Origin of the sequence: Streptomyces sp. NPDC042638 (assembly GCF_040647235.1) — a bacterium.
Classification (GTDB): domain Bacteria; phylum Actinomycetota; class Actinomycetes; order Streptomycetales; family Streptomycetaceae; genus Streptomyces; species Streptomyces rameus.
Genome location: NZ_JBEZBT010000094.1, coordinates 1 through 14,349, shown reverse-complemented (window position 1 = coordinate 14,349; position 14,349 = coordinate 1). Strand labels below are relative to the sequence as shown.

14 protein-coding genes are annotated in these 14,349 nt (G+C 70.7%); 13 read left to right on the top strand and 1 reads right to left on the bottom strand.

Annotation, left to right across the window (positions count from 1 at the left end):
• Nucleotides 1–5: 5 nt before the first annotated feature.
• The gene (locus tag AB0B40_RS36555; protein ID WP_362267886.1) at nucleotides 6–545 is read right to left on the bottom strand and encodes a transcriptional regulator; all 540 of its coding nucleotides are present in this window, start codon (nucleotides 543–545) and stop codon (nucleotides 6–8) included.
• A gap of 263 nt (nucleotides 546–808) precedes the next feature.
• Between AB0B40_RS36555 and pyrR the strand changes: the two genes are divergently transcribed.
• From pyrR to AB0B40_RS36490, 13 genes are all read left to right on the top strand, one after another.
• Nucleotides 809–1,417: a bifunctional pyr operon transcriptional regulator/uracil phosphoribosyltransferase PyrR gene (gene pyrR, locus AB0B40_RS36550; protein ID WP_345054426.1), complete on the top strand. Its 609-nt coding sequence runs from the start codon at nucleotides 809–811 to the stop codon at nucleotides 1,415–1,417.
• 89 nt (nucleotides 1,418–1,506) lie between these two features.
• The gene (locus tag AB0B40_RS36545) at nucleotides 1,507–2,538 is read left to right on the top strand and encodes an aspartate carbamoyltransferase catalytic subunit (protein ID WP_345054424.1); all 1,032 of its coding nucleotides are present in this window, start codon (nucleotides 1,507–1,509) and stop codon (nucleotides 2,536–2,538) included.
• 5 nt (nucleotides 2,539–2,543) lie between these two features.
• Complete coding sequence (locus AB0B40_RS36540; protein ID WP_345054422.1) at nucleotides 2,544–3,830, top strand: dihydroorotase; 1,287 nt, start codon at nucleotides 2,544–2,546, stop codon at nucleotides 3,828–3,830.
• Complete coding sequence (locus tag AB0B40_RS36535; RefSeq protein ID WP_345054420.1) at nucleotides 3,827–4,387, top strand: hypothetical protein; 561 nt, start codon at nucleotides 3,827–3,829, stop codon at nucleotides 4,385–4,387. The genes AB0B40_RS36540 and AB0B40_RS36535 overlap by 4 nt, the downstream gene beginning before the upstream one ends.
• Nucleotides 4,384–5,541: a glutamine-hydrolyzing carbamoyl-phosphate synthase small subunit gene (gene carA, locus AB0B40_RS36530; RefSeq protein WP_345054418.1), complete on the top strand. Its 1,158-nt coding sequence runs from the start codon at nucleotides 4,384–4,386 to the stop codon at nucleotides 5,539–5,541. The genes AB0B40_RS36535 and carA overlap by 4 nt, the downstream gene beginning before the upstream one ends.
• On the top strand, nucleotides 5,534–8,842 hold the full coding sequence (carB, locus tag AB0B40_RS36525) for a carbamoyl-phosphate synthase large subunit (RefSeq protein WP_362267883.1): 3,309 nt from the start codon (nucleotides 5,534–5,536) through the stop codon (nucleotides 8,840–8,842). The genes carA and carB overlap by 8 nt, the downstream gene beginning before the upstream one ends.
• Nucleotides 8,843–8,893: 51 nt before the next feature.
• The gene (locus AB0B40_RS36520) at nucleotides 8,894–10,000 is read left to right on the top strand and encodes a quinone-dependent dihydroorotate dehydrogenase (protein ID WP_362267881.1); all 1,107 of its coding nucleotides are present in this window, start codon (nucleotides 8,894–8,896) and stop codon (nucleotides 9,998–10,000) included.
• Complete coding sequence (pyrF, locus tag AB0B40_RS36515) at nucleotides 9,997–10,842, top strand: orotidine-5'-phosphate decarboxylase (RefSeq protein ID WP_362267879.1); 846 nt, start codon at nucleotides 9,997–9,999, stop codon at nucleotides 10,840–10,842. The genes AB0B40_RS36520 and pyrF overlap by 4 nt, the downstream gene beginning before the upstream one ends.
• Before the next feature lie 299 nt (nucleotides 10,843–11,141).
• Nucleotides 11,142–11,465 (top strand): integration host factor, encoded by a 324-nt coding sequence (locus AB0B40_RS36510; protein ID WP_003977346.1) that lies wholly within the window; start codon nucleotides 11,142–11,144, stop codon nucleotides 11,463–11,465.
• A gap of 60 nt (nucleotides 11,466–11,525) precedes the next feature.
• Nucleotides 11,526–12,119 carry a guanylate kinase gene (gene gmk / locus AB0B40_RS36505; RefSeq protein ID WP_345054407.1) on the top strand — a complete coding sequence of 198 codons (594 nt, stop codon included), beginning with the start codon at nucleotides 11,526–11,528 and terminating at the stop codon, nucleotides 12,117–12,119.
• A gap of 53 nt (nucleotides 12,120–12,172) precedes the next feature.
• The gene (gene rpoZ / locus AB0B40_RS36500) at nucleotides 12,173–12,445 is read left to right on the top strand and encodes a DNA-directed RNA polymerase subunit omega (protein WP_003982715.1); all 273 of its coding nucleotides are present in this window, start codon (nucleotides 12,173–12,175) and stop codon (nucleotides 12,443–12,445) included.
• A gap of 128 nt (nucleotides 12,446–12,573) precedes the next feature.
• Complete coding sequence (gene coaBC / locus AB0B40_RS36495) at nucleotides 12,574–13,776, top strand: bifunctional phosphopantothenoylcysteine decarboxylase/phosphopantothenate--cysteine ligase CoaBC (RefSeq protein ID WP_345054405.1); 1,203 nt, start codon at nucleotides 12,574–12,576, stop codon at nucleotides 13,774–13,776.
• Nucleotides 13,777–14,024: 248 nt separating this feature from the next.
• Nucleotides 14,025–14,349 (top strand): S-adenosylmethionine synthetase N-terminal domain-containing protein (locus AB0B40_RS36490; RefSeq protein ID WP_362267877.1); only part of this gene is annotated, 325 nt, incomplete at its 3' end.

Here is a 14,349-nt window from a genome sequence, read left to right as displayed (position 1 = left end):
GAGGGCTAGCCGGGCATCCTGCGCCGGGCCGGGCCAAGGCGGCGGATCCGGCCGGCGAGCCGTACCGCGCGGCGCGCGTCCGCGTCCAGCACGCCCCAGCTGATCAGCTGCTCGGTGAGCACCGAGGGGGACTGGTCGTAGATGACGGCGAGCGTGCGCAGGTCGTCCTGGCGGATCGAGAGCACCTTGCCGTTGTAGTCGCCGCGCTGGGACTGGATCGTCGCCGCGTAGCGCTGCAGGGGGCCCGCCTTCTCGGCCGGCACGGTGGCCAGCCGCTCCAGGTCCAGGACCAGCTTCGGCGGCGGCTCGGCGGCACCGCCAGGTGTGGTGCCCGGCAGGAGCTCCTGGACCGGAACGCCATAGAAATCGGCCAACTCGGCAAGACGCTGTACGGTCACGGCACGGTCGCCACGCTCGTACGAACCGACCACCACGGCCTTCCAGCGACCCTGGGACTTTTCCTCGACACCGTGGAGGGAAAGGCCCTGCTGGGTGCGGATGGCCCGGAGCTTGGCCCCGAGCTGTTTGGCGTATTCGCTGGACATATAGCTCCCCGGACACTGTGTCGACGCGGCCGGCTGTCTTCCCGCCGCGCGGCTGGTAACTCACTGTGAGGTTACGCAGCGTGACTCTCATGCGTCAAGCCGAATGGTCCACACCGACTCTTCCGTGGTAGCGGCCACCGACTAGGCCAAGCGGGTGACAGGGGGGCGGCTGGGGAGTGCCCGGTGACCTGCTACGGTGGATGGCGCAAATCCGACGTCCTTTAAGGTCCGTCCCGTGAGGCGGAGAAGGGGGTCCGTTTCCCATGGACAAGCACGACAAACGCGACACGCACGACCAGCGCGACACGCCCGCACATCCGCCGGCGTCCGATGCGCGGCCCGTTCTCGAAGGCCCCGACATCGCGCGCATGCTGACCCGTATCGCCCACGAGATCGTCGAACGCGCCAAGGGCGCCGACGACGTGGTGCTCCTCGGCATTCCGACCCGGGGTGTCTTCCTCGCCCAGCGACTGGGCGCCAAGCTGCAGCAGATCACCGACCGCGCGGTGCCCGTCGGCTCGCTCGACATCACCATGTACCGCGACGACCTGCGCATGCACCCGCCGCGTGCGCTCGCGCGCACCGAGATCCCCGGTGACGGCATCGACGGGCGGCTGGTCGTCCTCGTCGACGACGTGCTCTTCTCCGGGCGCACGATCCGTGCCGCCCTCGACGCCCTGAACGACATCGGGCGCCCGCGCGCGGTGCAGCTCGCGGTCCTGGTCGACCGGGGCCACCGTGAACTGCCCATCCGCGCCGACTACGTCGGCAAGAACCTCCCCACGTCGTTGCGGGAGACGGTCAAGGTCCAGCTCGCCGAGGAGGACGGTCGCGACACCGTGCTGCTCGGTGCGAAGCCGGCGGGCCACTAGCGAGCCAGGCACCCGGCCGCTTCGGCGTGCCGACAGATGCCCGTTTCGCCCTAAATCTCCCGAATGAACTGCCTTACGGAGCCTGACAGATGCAGCGTCATCTCATCTCGGCCGCCGATCTCACCCGCGACGACGCCGTCCTGATCCTCGACACCGCCGAGGAGATGGCCCGGGTCGCCGACCGGCCGATCAAGAAGCTGCCGACCCTGCGCGGCCGGACGATCGTCAACCTCTTCTTCGAGGACTCCACCCGCACGCGCATCTCCTTCGAGGCCGCCGAGAAGCGGCTGTCCGCGGACGTGATCAACTTCTCCGCCAAGGGCTCGTCGGTGTCCAAGGGCGAGTCCCTGAAGGACACCGCGCAGACCCTGGAGGCCATGGGCGTCGACGCCGTGGTCATCCGGCACGGCGCCTCCGGAGCCCCGTACCGGCTCGCCAACTCCGGCTGGATCGACGCCGCCGTCATCAACGCCGGAGACGGCACCCACCAGCACCCCACCCAGGCCCTGCTGGACGCCTTCACCATGCGCCGCCGGCTGATCGGCCGCGACGCCGGGCTCGGCCAGGACCTGTCCGGCAGGCGCATCACCATCGTCGGTGACGTCCTGCACAGCCGGGTCGCCCGCTCCAACGTCGACCTGCTGCACACCCTCGGCGCCGAGGTCACCCTGGTCGCCCCGCCCACGCTCGTTCCCGTCGGCGTGGAGAGCTGGCCCTGCGAGGTGTCGTACGACCTCGACAGCACGCTGCCCAAGTGCGACGCCGTGATGATGCTCCGCGTCCAGCGCGAGCGCATGAACGCCGCCTTCTTCCCCACCGAGCGCGAGTACTCCCGCCGCTACGGCCTCGACGGCGACCGCATGGCCCGGCTGCCCGAGCACGCCATCGTGATGCACCCCGGCCCGATGGTCCGCGGCATGGAGATCACCGCCGAGGTCGCCGACTCCGGCCGCTGCACCGCCGTCGAGCAGGTCTCCAACGGTGTCTCCATCCGGATGGCCGTCCTGTACCTGCTGCTCGGGGGCAACGAACCCGCCCTCACCCACGCCCGCCCACCCGTCTCCCACCGCCACCCTTCCGACGAGCGCTTCGCGCACCCCTCCGGTCCCGAGGAGAAGTAAGACCCATGAGCAAGATCCTGATCCGCGGTGCGAAGGTGCTCGGCGGCGAGCCGCAGGACGTGCTGATCGACGGGGAGACCATCGCCGAGGTCGGCAGCGGGCTGTCCGCCGAGGGCGCCGAGGTCGTCGAGGCCGACGGCCAGGTGCTGCTGCCGGGCCTGGTCGACCTGCACACCCATCTGCGCGAGCCGGGCCGCGAGGACTCCGAGACCGTCCTGACCGGCACCCGCGCGGCGGCGAGCGGCGGCTTCACGGCCGTGTTCGCCATGGCCAACACCTTCCCGGTCGCCGACACCGCCGGCGTGGTCGAGCAGGTCTGGCGGCTCGGCCAGGAGCACGGCTACTGCGACGTCCAGCCCATCGGCGCGGTCACCGTCGGCCTGGAGGGGCGCAAGCTCGCCGAGCTGGGCGCGATGCACGAGTCCGCCGCCGGCGTCACCGTCTTCTCCGACGACGGCAAGTGCGTCGACGACGCCGTGATCATGCGCCGTGCGCTGGAGTACGTGAAGGCCTTCGGCGGTGTCGTCGCCCAGCACGCGCAGGAGCCCCGGCTCACCGAGGGCGCCCAGATGAACGAGGGCGTCGTCTCCGCCGAGCTGGGCCTGGGCGGCTGGCCGGCCGTGGCGGAGGAGTCGATCATCGCGCGGGACGTGCTGCTCGCCGAGCACGTCGGCTCCCGCGTCCACATCTGCCACCTGTCGACGGCCGGCTCCGTGGAGATCGTCCGCTGGGCCAAGTCCCGCGGCATCCAGGTCACCGCCGAGGTCACCCCGCACCACCTGCTCCTCACCGACGAGCTGGTGCGCACCTACAACCCCGTCTACAAGGTCAACCCGCCGCTGCGCACCGAGCGCGACGTCCTGGCCCTGCGTGAGGCGCTCGCCGACGGCACGATCGACATCGTCGCCACCGACCACGCCCCCCACCCGCACGAGGACAAGGACTGCGAGTGGGCCGCCGCCGCCATGGGCATGGTCGGCCTGGAGACCGCGCTGTCAGTGGTCCAGGAGACCATGGTCGACACGGGTCTGCTGGACTGGGCCGGCGTCGCCGACCGCATGTCCGTCAAGCCCGCGCAGATCGGACAGGCCACCGGCCACGGCCGTCCCGTCTCGGCTGGTGAGCCCGCCAACCTCACCCTGGTCGACACGGAATACCGTGGCCAGGTGGACCCCGCGGGCTTCGCCTCGCGCAGCCGCAACACCCCCTACCAGGGGCGTGAGCTGCCGGGCCGTGTGACGCACACGTGGCTGCGGGGCAAGGCCACGCTCGTCGACGGGAAGCTCACGTGACACCTGTAATCCTGCTGGCCGAGGCGAAGAGGTCGGCCGAGGTCACCGACTGGGGGGCCCGCATCGGCTGGCTCGTCGGACTGGTCCTCTTCATCGCGCTCGTCTACTGGCTGATGCGCGAGGGCTGGAAGTGGCGGGGCACGCTGCAGAGCGACCTGCCCGCACTGCCGGCCGCGCCGGATGAGACCGGCCCGGCGAAACTGAGCATGAGCGGCCGCTACCACGGCTCCACCACCGCCGGGCAGTGGCTGGACCGCATCGTGGCCCACGGCCTGGGCACCCGCAGCCGGGCCGAGCTCACCCTGACGGACGCGGGACTGGAGGTCGAGCGCCCCGGAGCGACCGACTTCTTCGTCCCCACGGCCGCGCTGCGCGGGGCCCGGCTGGACAAGGGCATCGCCGGCAAGGTCCTCACCGAGGGCGGACTGCTGGTGGTGACCTGGGCGCTGGGCGACAAACTGATCGACTCCGGCTTCCGCTCCGACCACGCGGCCGAGCACAGCGAGTGGGTCGGCACCCTGAACCAGATGACCAACGACACGGAAGGCGCGCGATGACGACCTCCACCAGGGGAAGCTCCTCTCAGAGGAACACGGTGCTTCCCGCCGTACTCGTCCTGGAGGACGGCCGCATCTTCCGCGGCCGCGCCTACGGGGCCGTGGGGGAGACCTTCGGCGAGGCCGTGTTCTCCACCGGCATGACCGGCTACCAGGAAACCCTCACAGACCCGTCGTACGACCGCCAGATCGTCGTCGCGACCGCCCCCCAGATCGGCAACACCGGCTGGAACGACGAGGACGACGAGTCGGGCCGCATCTGGGTCTCCGGCTACGTCGTGCGCGACCCCGCGCGCGTGCCGTCCAACTGGCGGGCCAAGCGCTCCCTGGACGAGGAGCTGGAGCGGCAGGGCGTGGTCGGCATCTCCGGCATCGACACCCGCGCCCTCACCCGCCACCTGCGCGAGCGCGGCTCGATGCGCGCCGGCGTCTTCTCCGGCGAGGCGATCGCCCCCGACGCGGAGCTGCTCCAGCGCGTGCAGGCCCAGCCCCACATGAAGGGCGCGAGCCTCTACGAGGAGGTCGCCACCAAGGAGGCGTACGTCGTCCCCGCGGTCGGCGAGAAGAAGTTCACCGTCGCCGCCGTCGACCTCGGCATCAAGGGCATGACCCCGCACCGCATGGCCGAGCGCGGCATCGAGGTGCACGTGCTGCCGGCCACCGCCACCGCCGACGAGATCTACGCCGTCGAGCCCGACGGGGTGTTCTTCTCCAACGGCCCCGGCGACCCCGCGACGGCCGACGGCCCGGTCGCGCTGATGACCGCCGTGCTGGAGCGGAAGACGCCGCTGTTCGGCATCTGCTTCGGCAACCAGATCCTCGGCCGCGCCCTCGGCTTCGGCACCTACAAGCTGAAGTACGGCCACCGGGGCATCAACCAGCCGGTCCAGGACCGTACGACCGGCAAGGTCGAGGTCACCGCGCACAACCACGGCTTCGCCGTGGACGCGCCGCTCGACAAGGTCAGCGAGACGAAGTTCGGCCGCGCCGAGGTCTCCCACGTCTGCCTGAACGACGACGTCGTGGAGGGGCTGCAGCTGCTCGACCAGCCGGCCTTCTCCGTCCAGTACCACCCCGAAGCGGCAGCGGGCCCGCACGACGCCGCCTACCTGTTCGACCGCTTCGTTTCCCTGATGGAGGGCCAGCGTGCCTAAGCGCACCGATATCCAGTCCGTCCTGGTCATCGGCTCCGGCCCGATCGTCATCGGCCAGGCCGCCGAGTTCGACTACTCCGGCACCCAGGCGTGCCGCGTGCTCAAGGCCGAGGGCCTGCGCGTCATCCTGGTCAACTCCAACCCGGCGACGATCATGACCGACCCGGAGATCGCCGACGCCACCTACGTCGAGCCGATCACCCCCGAGTTCGTCGAGAAGATCATCGCCAAGGAGCGCCCCGACGCGCTGCTGCCCACCCTGGGCGGCCAGACGGCCCTGAACACCGCCATCTCGCTGCACGAGAACGGCGCCCTGGCCAAGTACGGCGTGGAGCTGATCGGCGCCAAGCCCGAGGCGATCCACAAGGGCGAGGACCGCGACCTGTTCAAGGACGTCGTCGAAGAGGTCCGGCGCAAGATCGGGCACGGCGAGTCCGCCCGCTCGGTGATCTGCCACACCATGGACGACGTCCTCAAGGGCGTCGAGACCCTCGGCGGCTACCCGGTCGTCGTCCGCCCGTCCTTCACCATGGGCGGCGCCGGCTCCGGCTTCGCCCACGACGAGGACGAGCTGCGCCGCATCGCCGGCCAGGGCCTCACGCTCTCCCCGACCACCGAGGTGCTCCTGGAGGAGTCCATCCTCGGCTGGAAGGAGTACGAGCTGGAGCTGATGCGCGACAAGAACGACAACGTCGTGGTCGTCTGCTCCATCGAGAACTTCGACCCCATGGGCGTGCACACCGGTGACTCCATCACCGTCGCCCCGGCGATGACACTGACCGACCGCGAGTACCAGATCCTGCGGGACGTCGGCATCGCCGTCATCCGCGAGGTCGGCGTCGACACCGGCGGCTGCAACATCCAGTTCGCGGTGAACCCCGAGGACGGCCGCGTGATCGTCATCGAGATGAACCCGCGCGTCTCCCGTTCCTCGGCGCTGGCCTCCAAGGCGACCGGCTTCCCTATCGCGAAGATCGCCGCCAAGCTGGCCGTCGGCTACACGCTCGACGAGATCCCCAACGACATCACGCAGGAGACCCCGGCCTCCTTCGAGCCCACGCTCGACTACGTGGTCGTCAAGGCCCCGCGGTTCGCCTTCGAGAAGTTCCCGCAGGCCGACTCCACGCTGACCACCACCATGAAGTCGGTCGGCGAGGCCATGGCCATCGGCCGCAACTTCCCCGAGGCCTTCCAGAAGGCGCTGCGCTCGCTGGAGAAGAAGGGCAGCCAGTTCGCCTTCACCGGCGAGACGGGCGACAAGGAGGCGCTGCTGCGCGAGGCCGTACGGCCCACCGACGGCCGGATCAACACGGTCATGCAGGCCATCCGCGCCGGTGCGACGCCCGAGGAGGTCTTCGAGTACACGAAGATCGACCCGTGGTTCGTGGACCAGCTCTTCCTGATCAAGGAGATCGCGGACGAGCTGGCCGAGGCCCCCGAGCTGACCGCGGACCTGCTCGCCGAGGCCAAGCGGCACGGCTTCTCCGACCAGCAGATCGCCGAGATCCGCGGCCTGCGCGAGGACGTCGTCCGTGAGGTCCGGCACGCCCTCGGCATCCGCCCGGTCTACAAGACGGTCGACACCTGCGCCGCCGAGTTCGCCGCGAAGACGCCGTACTTCTACTCCTCCTACGACGAGGAGACCGAGGTCGCGCCGCGCGAGAAGCCCGCGGTGATCATCCTGGGCTCCGGTCCGAACCGCATCGGCCAGGGCATCGAGTTCGACTACTCCTGCGTCCACGCCTCCTTCGCGCTGTCCGACGCCGGGTACGAGACCGTGATGGTCAACTGCAACCCGGAGACCGTCTCCACCGACTACGACACCTCCGACCGGCTGTACTTCGAGCCGCTGACGCTGGAGGACGTGCTGGAGATCGTCCACGCGGAGCAGCAGGCCGGCCCGATCGCGGGCGTCATCGTCCAGCTGGGCGGCCAGACCCCGCTCGGCCTGGCGCAGGCGCTGAAGGACAACGGCGTGCCGGTCGTCGGCACGCCCCCGGAGGCCATCCACGCCGCCGAGGACCGCGGTGCCTTCGGCCGCGTCCTCGCGGAGGCGGGACTGCCGGCCCCGAAGCACGGCACGGCCACCACCTTCGCCGGGGCCAAGGCCATCGCCGACGAGATCGGCTACCCGGTCCTGGTCCGCCCGTCGTACGTGCTCGGCGGGCGCGGCATGGAGATCGTCTACGACGAGACCCGCCTGGCCGCCTACATCGCCGAGTCGACCGAGATCAGCCCCTCCCGGCCGGTCCTCGTCGACCGCTTCCTGGACGACGCCATCGAGATCGACGTCGACGCGCTCTACGACGGCGAGGAGCTGTACCTCGGCGGCGTGATGGAGCACATCGAGGAGGCCGGCATCCACTCCGGCGACTCGGCGTGCGCCCTGCCCCCGATCACCCTCGGCGGCTTCGACATCAAGCGCCTGCGCGCCTCCACCGAGGCCATCGCCAAGGGCGTCGGCGTGCGCGGCCTGATCAACATCCAGTTCGCGATGGCCGGCGACATCCTCTACGTCCTGGAGGCCAACCCGCGCGCCTCCCGTACGGTCCCCTTCACCTCCAAGGCGACCGCGGTGCCGCTCGCCAAGGCCGCCGCCCGGATCTCGCTGGGCGCGACCGTCGCCGAGCTGCGGGCCGAGGGCCTGCTGCCGAAGAACGGCGACGGCGGCGAGCTGCCGCTGGACGCGCCGATCTCCGTCAAGGAGGCCGTCATGCCGTGGTCGCGCTTCCGCGACATCCAGGGCCGCGGCGTCGACACCGTGCTCGGCCCGGAGATGCGCTCCACGGGTGAGGTCATGGGCATCGACTCCGTCTTCGGCACGGCGTACGCGAAGTCGCAGGCGGGTGCCTACGGCCCGCTGCCCACCAAGGGCCGCGCCTTCATCTCGGTCGCCAACCGCGACAAGCGCTCGATGATCTTCCCGGCGCGCGAGCTGGTCGCCCACGGCTTCGAGCTGCTCGCCACCTCCGGCACCGCCGAGGTCCTCAAGCGCAACGGCATCAACGCGACCGTCGTGCGCAAGCAGTCGGAGGGCACCGGTCCGAACGGCGAGCGGACCATCGTCCAGCTCATCCACGACGGCGAGGTCGACCTCATCGTCAACACCCCGTACGGCACCGGCGGCCGGCTCGACGGCTACGACATCCGTACGGCCGCGGTGGCCCGCTCCGTGCCGTGCCTGACGACCGTCCAGGCGCTCGCGGCGGCGGTCCAGGGCATCGACGCCCTCAACCACGGCGACGTGGGCGTCCGCTCGCTCCAGGAACACGCGCAGCACCTGACCGCGGCCCGCGACTAGCAGCCCCGAGGGGGACACCGGAAACGGTGTCCCCCTCTTCGTGAGGACACCATGTACAAGAACTTCTTCCGTCTCGTCTTCTCCCGCATGGACCCGGAGAAGGCCCACCACCTGGCCTTCCGCTGGATCCGGCTCGCCGTCCGCGTCCCCGGCCTGCGCACGTTCGTCGCGGCCGTGCTCGCGCCCCGCCACAAGGAGCTGCGGACCGAGGCGTTCGGGCTGCGGATGCACGGCCCGTTCGGGCTCGCCGCCGGCTTCGACAAGAACGCCGTCGCGATCGACGGGATGTCGATGCTGGGCTTCGACCACGTCGAGATCGGCACGGTCACCGGTGAGCCGCAGCCGGGCAACCCCAGGAAGCGGCTGTTCCGGCTCGTCGAGGACCGTGCGCTCATCAACCGCATGGGCTTCAACAACGACGGCTCGCTCGCCGTGGCGGCCCGGCTGGCCACCCGTGAGCCGGTGTTCAGGACCGTCGTCGGCGTCAACATCGGCAAGACCAAGGCCGTCCCGGAGGCGGAGGCCGTCGCGGACTACGTGAAGTCCGCCGAGCGCCTGGCCGCGTACGCCGACTACCTGGTCGTGAACGTCTCCTCGCCGAACACGCCCGGCCTGCGGGACCTCCAGGCGACCGAGGCCCTGCGCCCGCTGCTCACGGCCGTGCGCGAGGCCGCCGACCGCACGGTGGCGAACCGGCGCGTCCCGCTGCTCGTGAAGATCGCCCCGGACCTCGCCGACGAGGACGTCGACGCGGTCGCCGACCTCGCCGTGGAGCTGGGCCTGGACGGCATCATCGCGACCAACACCACCATCGCCCGTGAGGGCCTCGGCCTGCGGTCCTCCGCCGACCTGGTGAAGGAGACCGGCGGGCTGTCCGGCGCCCCGCTGAAGGCGCGCTCCCTGGAGGTCCTGCGCCGCCTGTACGCGCGCGTGGGCGACCGGATCACCCTGGTGGGCGTCGGCGGCGTGGAGAGCGCCGAGGACGCCTGGCAGCGCATTCTGGCCGGTGCCACGCTGGTCCAGGGCTACAGCGCCTTCATCTACGAGGGCCCCTTCTGGTGCCGGTCCCTCCACAAGGGCCTCGCGGCCCGCCTGCGCACCAGCCCGTACGCCACCCTCGCCGACGCGGTCGGCGCCGACGTGAGGAAGCCCGCATGAGCCCGTTGGAGCCCTTCGGCGCCCGGCTGCGCCGCGCCATGGACGAGCGCGGCCCGCTGTGCGTCGGCATCGACCCGCACGCCTCCCTGCTCGCCGAGTGGGGCCTGGACGACGACGTCGTCGGCCTGGAGCGGTTCAGCCGTACGGTCGTCGAGGCCATGGCCGACCGGGTCGCCGTCCTGAAGCCGCAGAGCGCCTTCTTCGAGCGGTTCGGCTCGCGCGGCCTCGCCGTGCTGGAGACGTCGGTCCAGGAGGCACGGGCGGCCGGCGCCCTGGTCGTGATGGACGCCAAGCGCGGCGACATCGGCTCGACCATGGCCGCCTACGCCGAGGCGTTCCTGCACCCGGACGCCCCGCTGTTCTCCGACGCGCTGACCGTCTCGCCGTACCTCGGCTACGGCTCGCTCAGCCCGGCCGTCGCCCTCGCCCGGGAGAGCGGCACCGGTCTGTTCGTGCTGGCGCTGACCTCGAACCCGGAGGGCGGCGAGGTGCAGCACGCGGTCCGCGCGGACGGCCGGAACGTCGGCGCGACCATGCTGGCCCACCTGGCGGCCGAGAACGCGGGGGAGGAGCCGCTGGGCTCGTTCGGCGCGGTGGTCGGCGCCACGCTCGGCGACCTGTCCTCGTACGACCTGGACGTCAACGGGCCGCTCCTCGCGCCCGGCATCGGCGCCCAGGGCGCGACCCCGGCCGATCTTCCCGGGGTCTTCGGCGCGGCCGTGCGCAATGTCGTGCCCAACGTCAGCCGGGGTGTCCTGCGTCACGGTCCCGACGTCAGCGCGCTGCGCGGGGCGGCCGAGCGGTTCGCGGAGGAGATCCGGGCGGCCGTCACCGCGGTCTGAGCCGTGTGCCGGGTGCCCGGCCGAGCGGTATCGCGGTGGCCTGAGTGTGAATACATCCTCAAATCGTGGGCAGTATGTCTGAAATGTCCGGCCTCACGGAGGCTGACCAGGACTTTTCCGCTGTTCTCGCTGACTCTGGCGGACTTGACCGCTAGTCTCCGAGCAGTGGGGGCACTTCCCACGCCCCTCAGGCAGTGGGGGAGAACGGGCAGCGTGTTGCTCGTAGCTCCCCAGGTGTGGGGCGACTAGGTTCCTCACCGGTCCGTATCCGACAGTTCGACATCCGAGGTGACGTAGGCGTGGCTCTTCCGCCCCTTACCCCTGAACAGCGCGCAGCCGCGCTCGAAAAGGCCGCCGCGGCTCGCCGGGAGCGGGCCGAGGTCAAGAATCGACTCAAGCACTCCGGCGCCTCCCTGCACGAGGTCATCAAGCAGGGCCAGGAGAACGACGTCATCGGCAAGATGAAGGTCTCCGCCCTGCTGGAGTCCCTGCCGGGCGTGGGCAAGGTCCGCGCCAAGCAGATCATGGAGCGTCTGGGCATCTCCGAGAGCCGCCGTGTGCGCGGTCTCGGTTCCAACCAGATCGCCTCCCTGGAGCGTGAGTTCGGCAGCACCGGCTCCTGAGTCCGCCCCCGGGCGGGCAGGGAGTCCCGGGCACTCCGGGATTGCTGGAATAATCGCTGCATGGCAGTAACACTCCGGGGGACGACCCCCGAGCCCCCGGACGCACGTCCGCGGCTGACCGTGCTCTCCGGCCCCTCGGGGGTCGGCAAGAGCACGGTCGTCGCCCATATGCGCAAGGAACACCCCGAGGTCTGGCTCTCGGTGTCGGCCACCACCCGCAAGCCGCGCCCCGGCGAGCAGCACGGTGTCCACTACTTCTTCGTCACCGACGATGAGATGGACAAGCTGATCGCCAACGGCGAGCTGCTGGAGTGGGCCGAGTTCGCCGGCAACCGCTACGGCACGCCCCGCAGGGCGGTGCTGGAGCGGCTGGAGAACGGCGAGCCCGTCCTGCTGGAGATCGATCTCCAGGGAGCCCGGCAGGTCCGGGAGTCGATGCCCGACGCCCAGCTGGTGTTCCTGGCCCCGCCCTCGTGGGAGGAGCTGGTGCGCAGGCTGACCGGCCGGGGGACCGAGTCGCCCGAGGTCATCGAGCGCCGCCTGGAGGCGGCGCGGACCGAGCTGGCGGCCGAGCCGGAGTTCGATACGACCTTGGTCAATACCTCCGTCGAGGACGTGGCCCGCGAGCTGCTAGCCTTGATGGACGTTGTGTGATCGTGACCGTGATCACGATGTCTGATTCTTACCCATCCATCGGAAGGTAGAGCGTGTCCTCTTCCATCACCGCGCCCGAGGGCATCATCAACCCGCCGATCGACGAGCTCCTCGAGGCGACCGACTCGAAGTACAGCCTCGTGATCTACGCGGCCAAGCGTGCCCGCCAGATCAACGCGTACTACTCGCAGCTCGGTGAAGGCCTCCTCGAATACGTCGGTCCGCTCGTCGACACCCACGTGCACGAGAAGCCGCTCTCGATCGCCCTGCGCGAGATCAACGCGGGTCTGCTGACCTCCGAGGCCGTCGAGGGCCCGGCGCAGTAGTACTTTCGTATTGCGGTTGACTTATCCACAGGCCCGGCAGTCACGCTGCCGGGCCTGTGGTGTGTCATGGAGCCAGTCGTAGCCAGTCGTACGTTGTCGTCGTACGTTGTCGAGTCCGGGGAGACACGGTGGACAAGCCGAGGGTCGTACTGGGGGTCAGCGGCGGCATCGCCGCCTACAAGGCCTGTGAGCTGTTGAGAAGGTTCACGGAGTCGGGCCACGACGTGCGCGTGGTGCCCACCGCCTCCGCGCTGCACTTCGTCGGCGCCGCCACCTGGTCCGCCCTGTCGGGCAACCCGGTCGCCACCGAGGTCTGGGACGACGTCCACGAGGTCCCGCACGTCCGCATCGGCCAGCACGCCGACCTGGTGGTCGTCGCCCCGGCCACCGCCGACATGCTCGCCAAGGCCGCCCACGGCCTCGCCGACGACCTGCTGACCAACACGCTCCTCACCGCCCGCTGCCCGGTGGTCTTCGCCCCGGCGATGCACACCGAGATGTGGGAGCACCCGGCCACCCAGGAGAACGTGGCCACGCTGCGCCGCCGCGGCGCCGTCGTCGTCGAGCCCGCCGTCGGGCGCCTCACCGGCGTCGACACCGGCAAGGGCCGGCTGCCCGACCCCACCGAGATCTTCGAGGTCTGCCGCCGCGTGCTGGCCCGCGGCGGCACCGCGCCCGACCTGGCGGGGCGGCACGTCGTCGTCTCCGCGGGCGGCACCCGCGAGCCGCTCGACCCGGTCCGGTTCCTCGGCAACCGCTCCTCCGGCAAGCAGGGCTACGCCCTGGCCCGGACCGCCGCCGCCCGCGGGGCCCGGGTGACCCTCGTCTCCGCCAACACCGGCCTGCCCGACCCCGCGGGCGTGGACGTCGTCCGGGCCGGCACCGCCGTGCAGCTGCGCGAGGCCGTCCTGAAGGCCGCCGCGGACGCCGACGCCGTGGTCATGGCCGCCGCCGTCGCCGACTTCCGCCCGGCCGCCTACGCCACCGGGAAGATCAAGAAGAAGGACGGGCAGGACCCCGACCCGATCGTCCTGGTGCGAAATCCGGACATCCTCGCGGAGGTGTCCGCCGATCGGGCCCGGCCCGGACAGGTGATCGTGGGCTTCGCCGCCGAGACCGACGACGTCCTCGCCAACGGCCGCGCCAAGCTCGCCCGCAAGGGCTGCGACCTGCTCGTGGTCAACGAGGTCGGCGAGCGCAAGACCTTCGGCTCCGAGGAGAACGAGGCCGTCGTGCTGGGCTCCGACGGCACCGAGACCCCGGTGCCGTACGGCCCCAAGGAGGCGCTCGCCGACACCGTCTGGGACCTCGTCGTAGGCCGACTGGCCTGACGTCCGGCGCGCGATCGGGCGAACCCGGTGCCGGGCCACGTCAGGCTCAAATCGGGTGTGGCGGCCCTGGCCAAGGCCGCACGCCATTGTGCAGAATGCCCGTGCCGCAGGTCACAGCGCTCCCGAGAGGCGAGACGGTGGCCCGTCGGACGAGTGCGACCGATAAACTGTTCACGGTCGACGCCGGGCGCAGCCCCGTGTCCTCCGCAAATGATCAGCCAGCAGCCGCTGCAACCCCAGGGAGCGTTGTGTCCCGTCGCCTGTTCACCTCGGAGTCCGTGACCGAGGGTCACCCCGACAAGATCGCTGACCAGATCAGCGACACCATTCTCGACGCGCTTCTGCGCGAGGACCCGACCTCCCGGGTCGCGGTCGAGACCCTGATCACCACCGGCCTGGTCCACGTGGCCGGCGAGGTCACGACCAAGGCCTACGCGGACATCGCGACCCTCGTCCGCGGCAAGATCCTGGACATCGGCTACGACTCCTCCAAGAAGGGCTTCGACGGCGCCTCCTGTGGTGTGTCGGTGTCCATCGGCGCGCAGTCCCCGGACATCGCGCAGGGTGTGGACG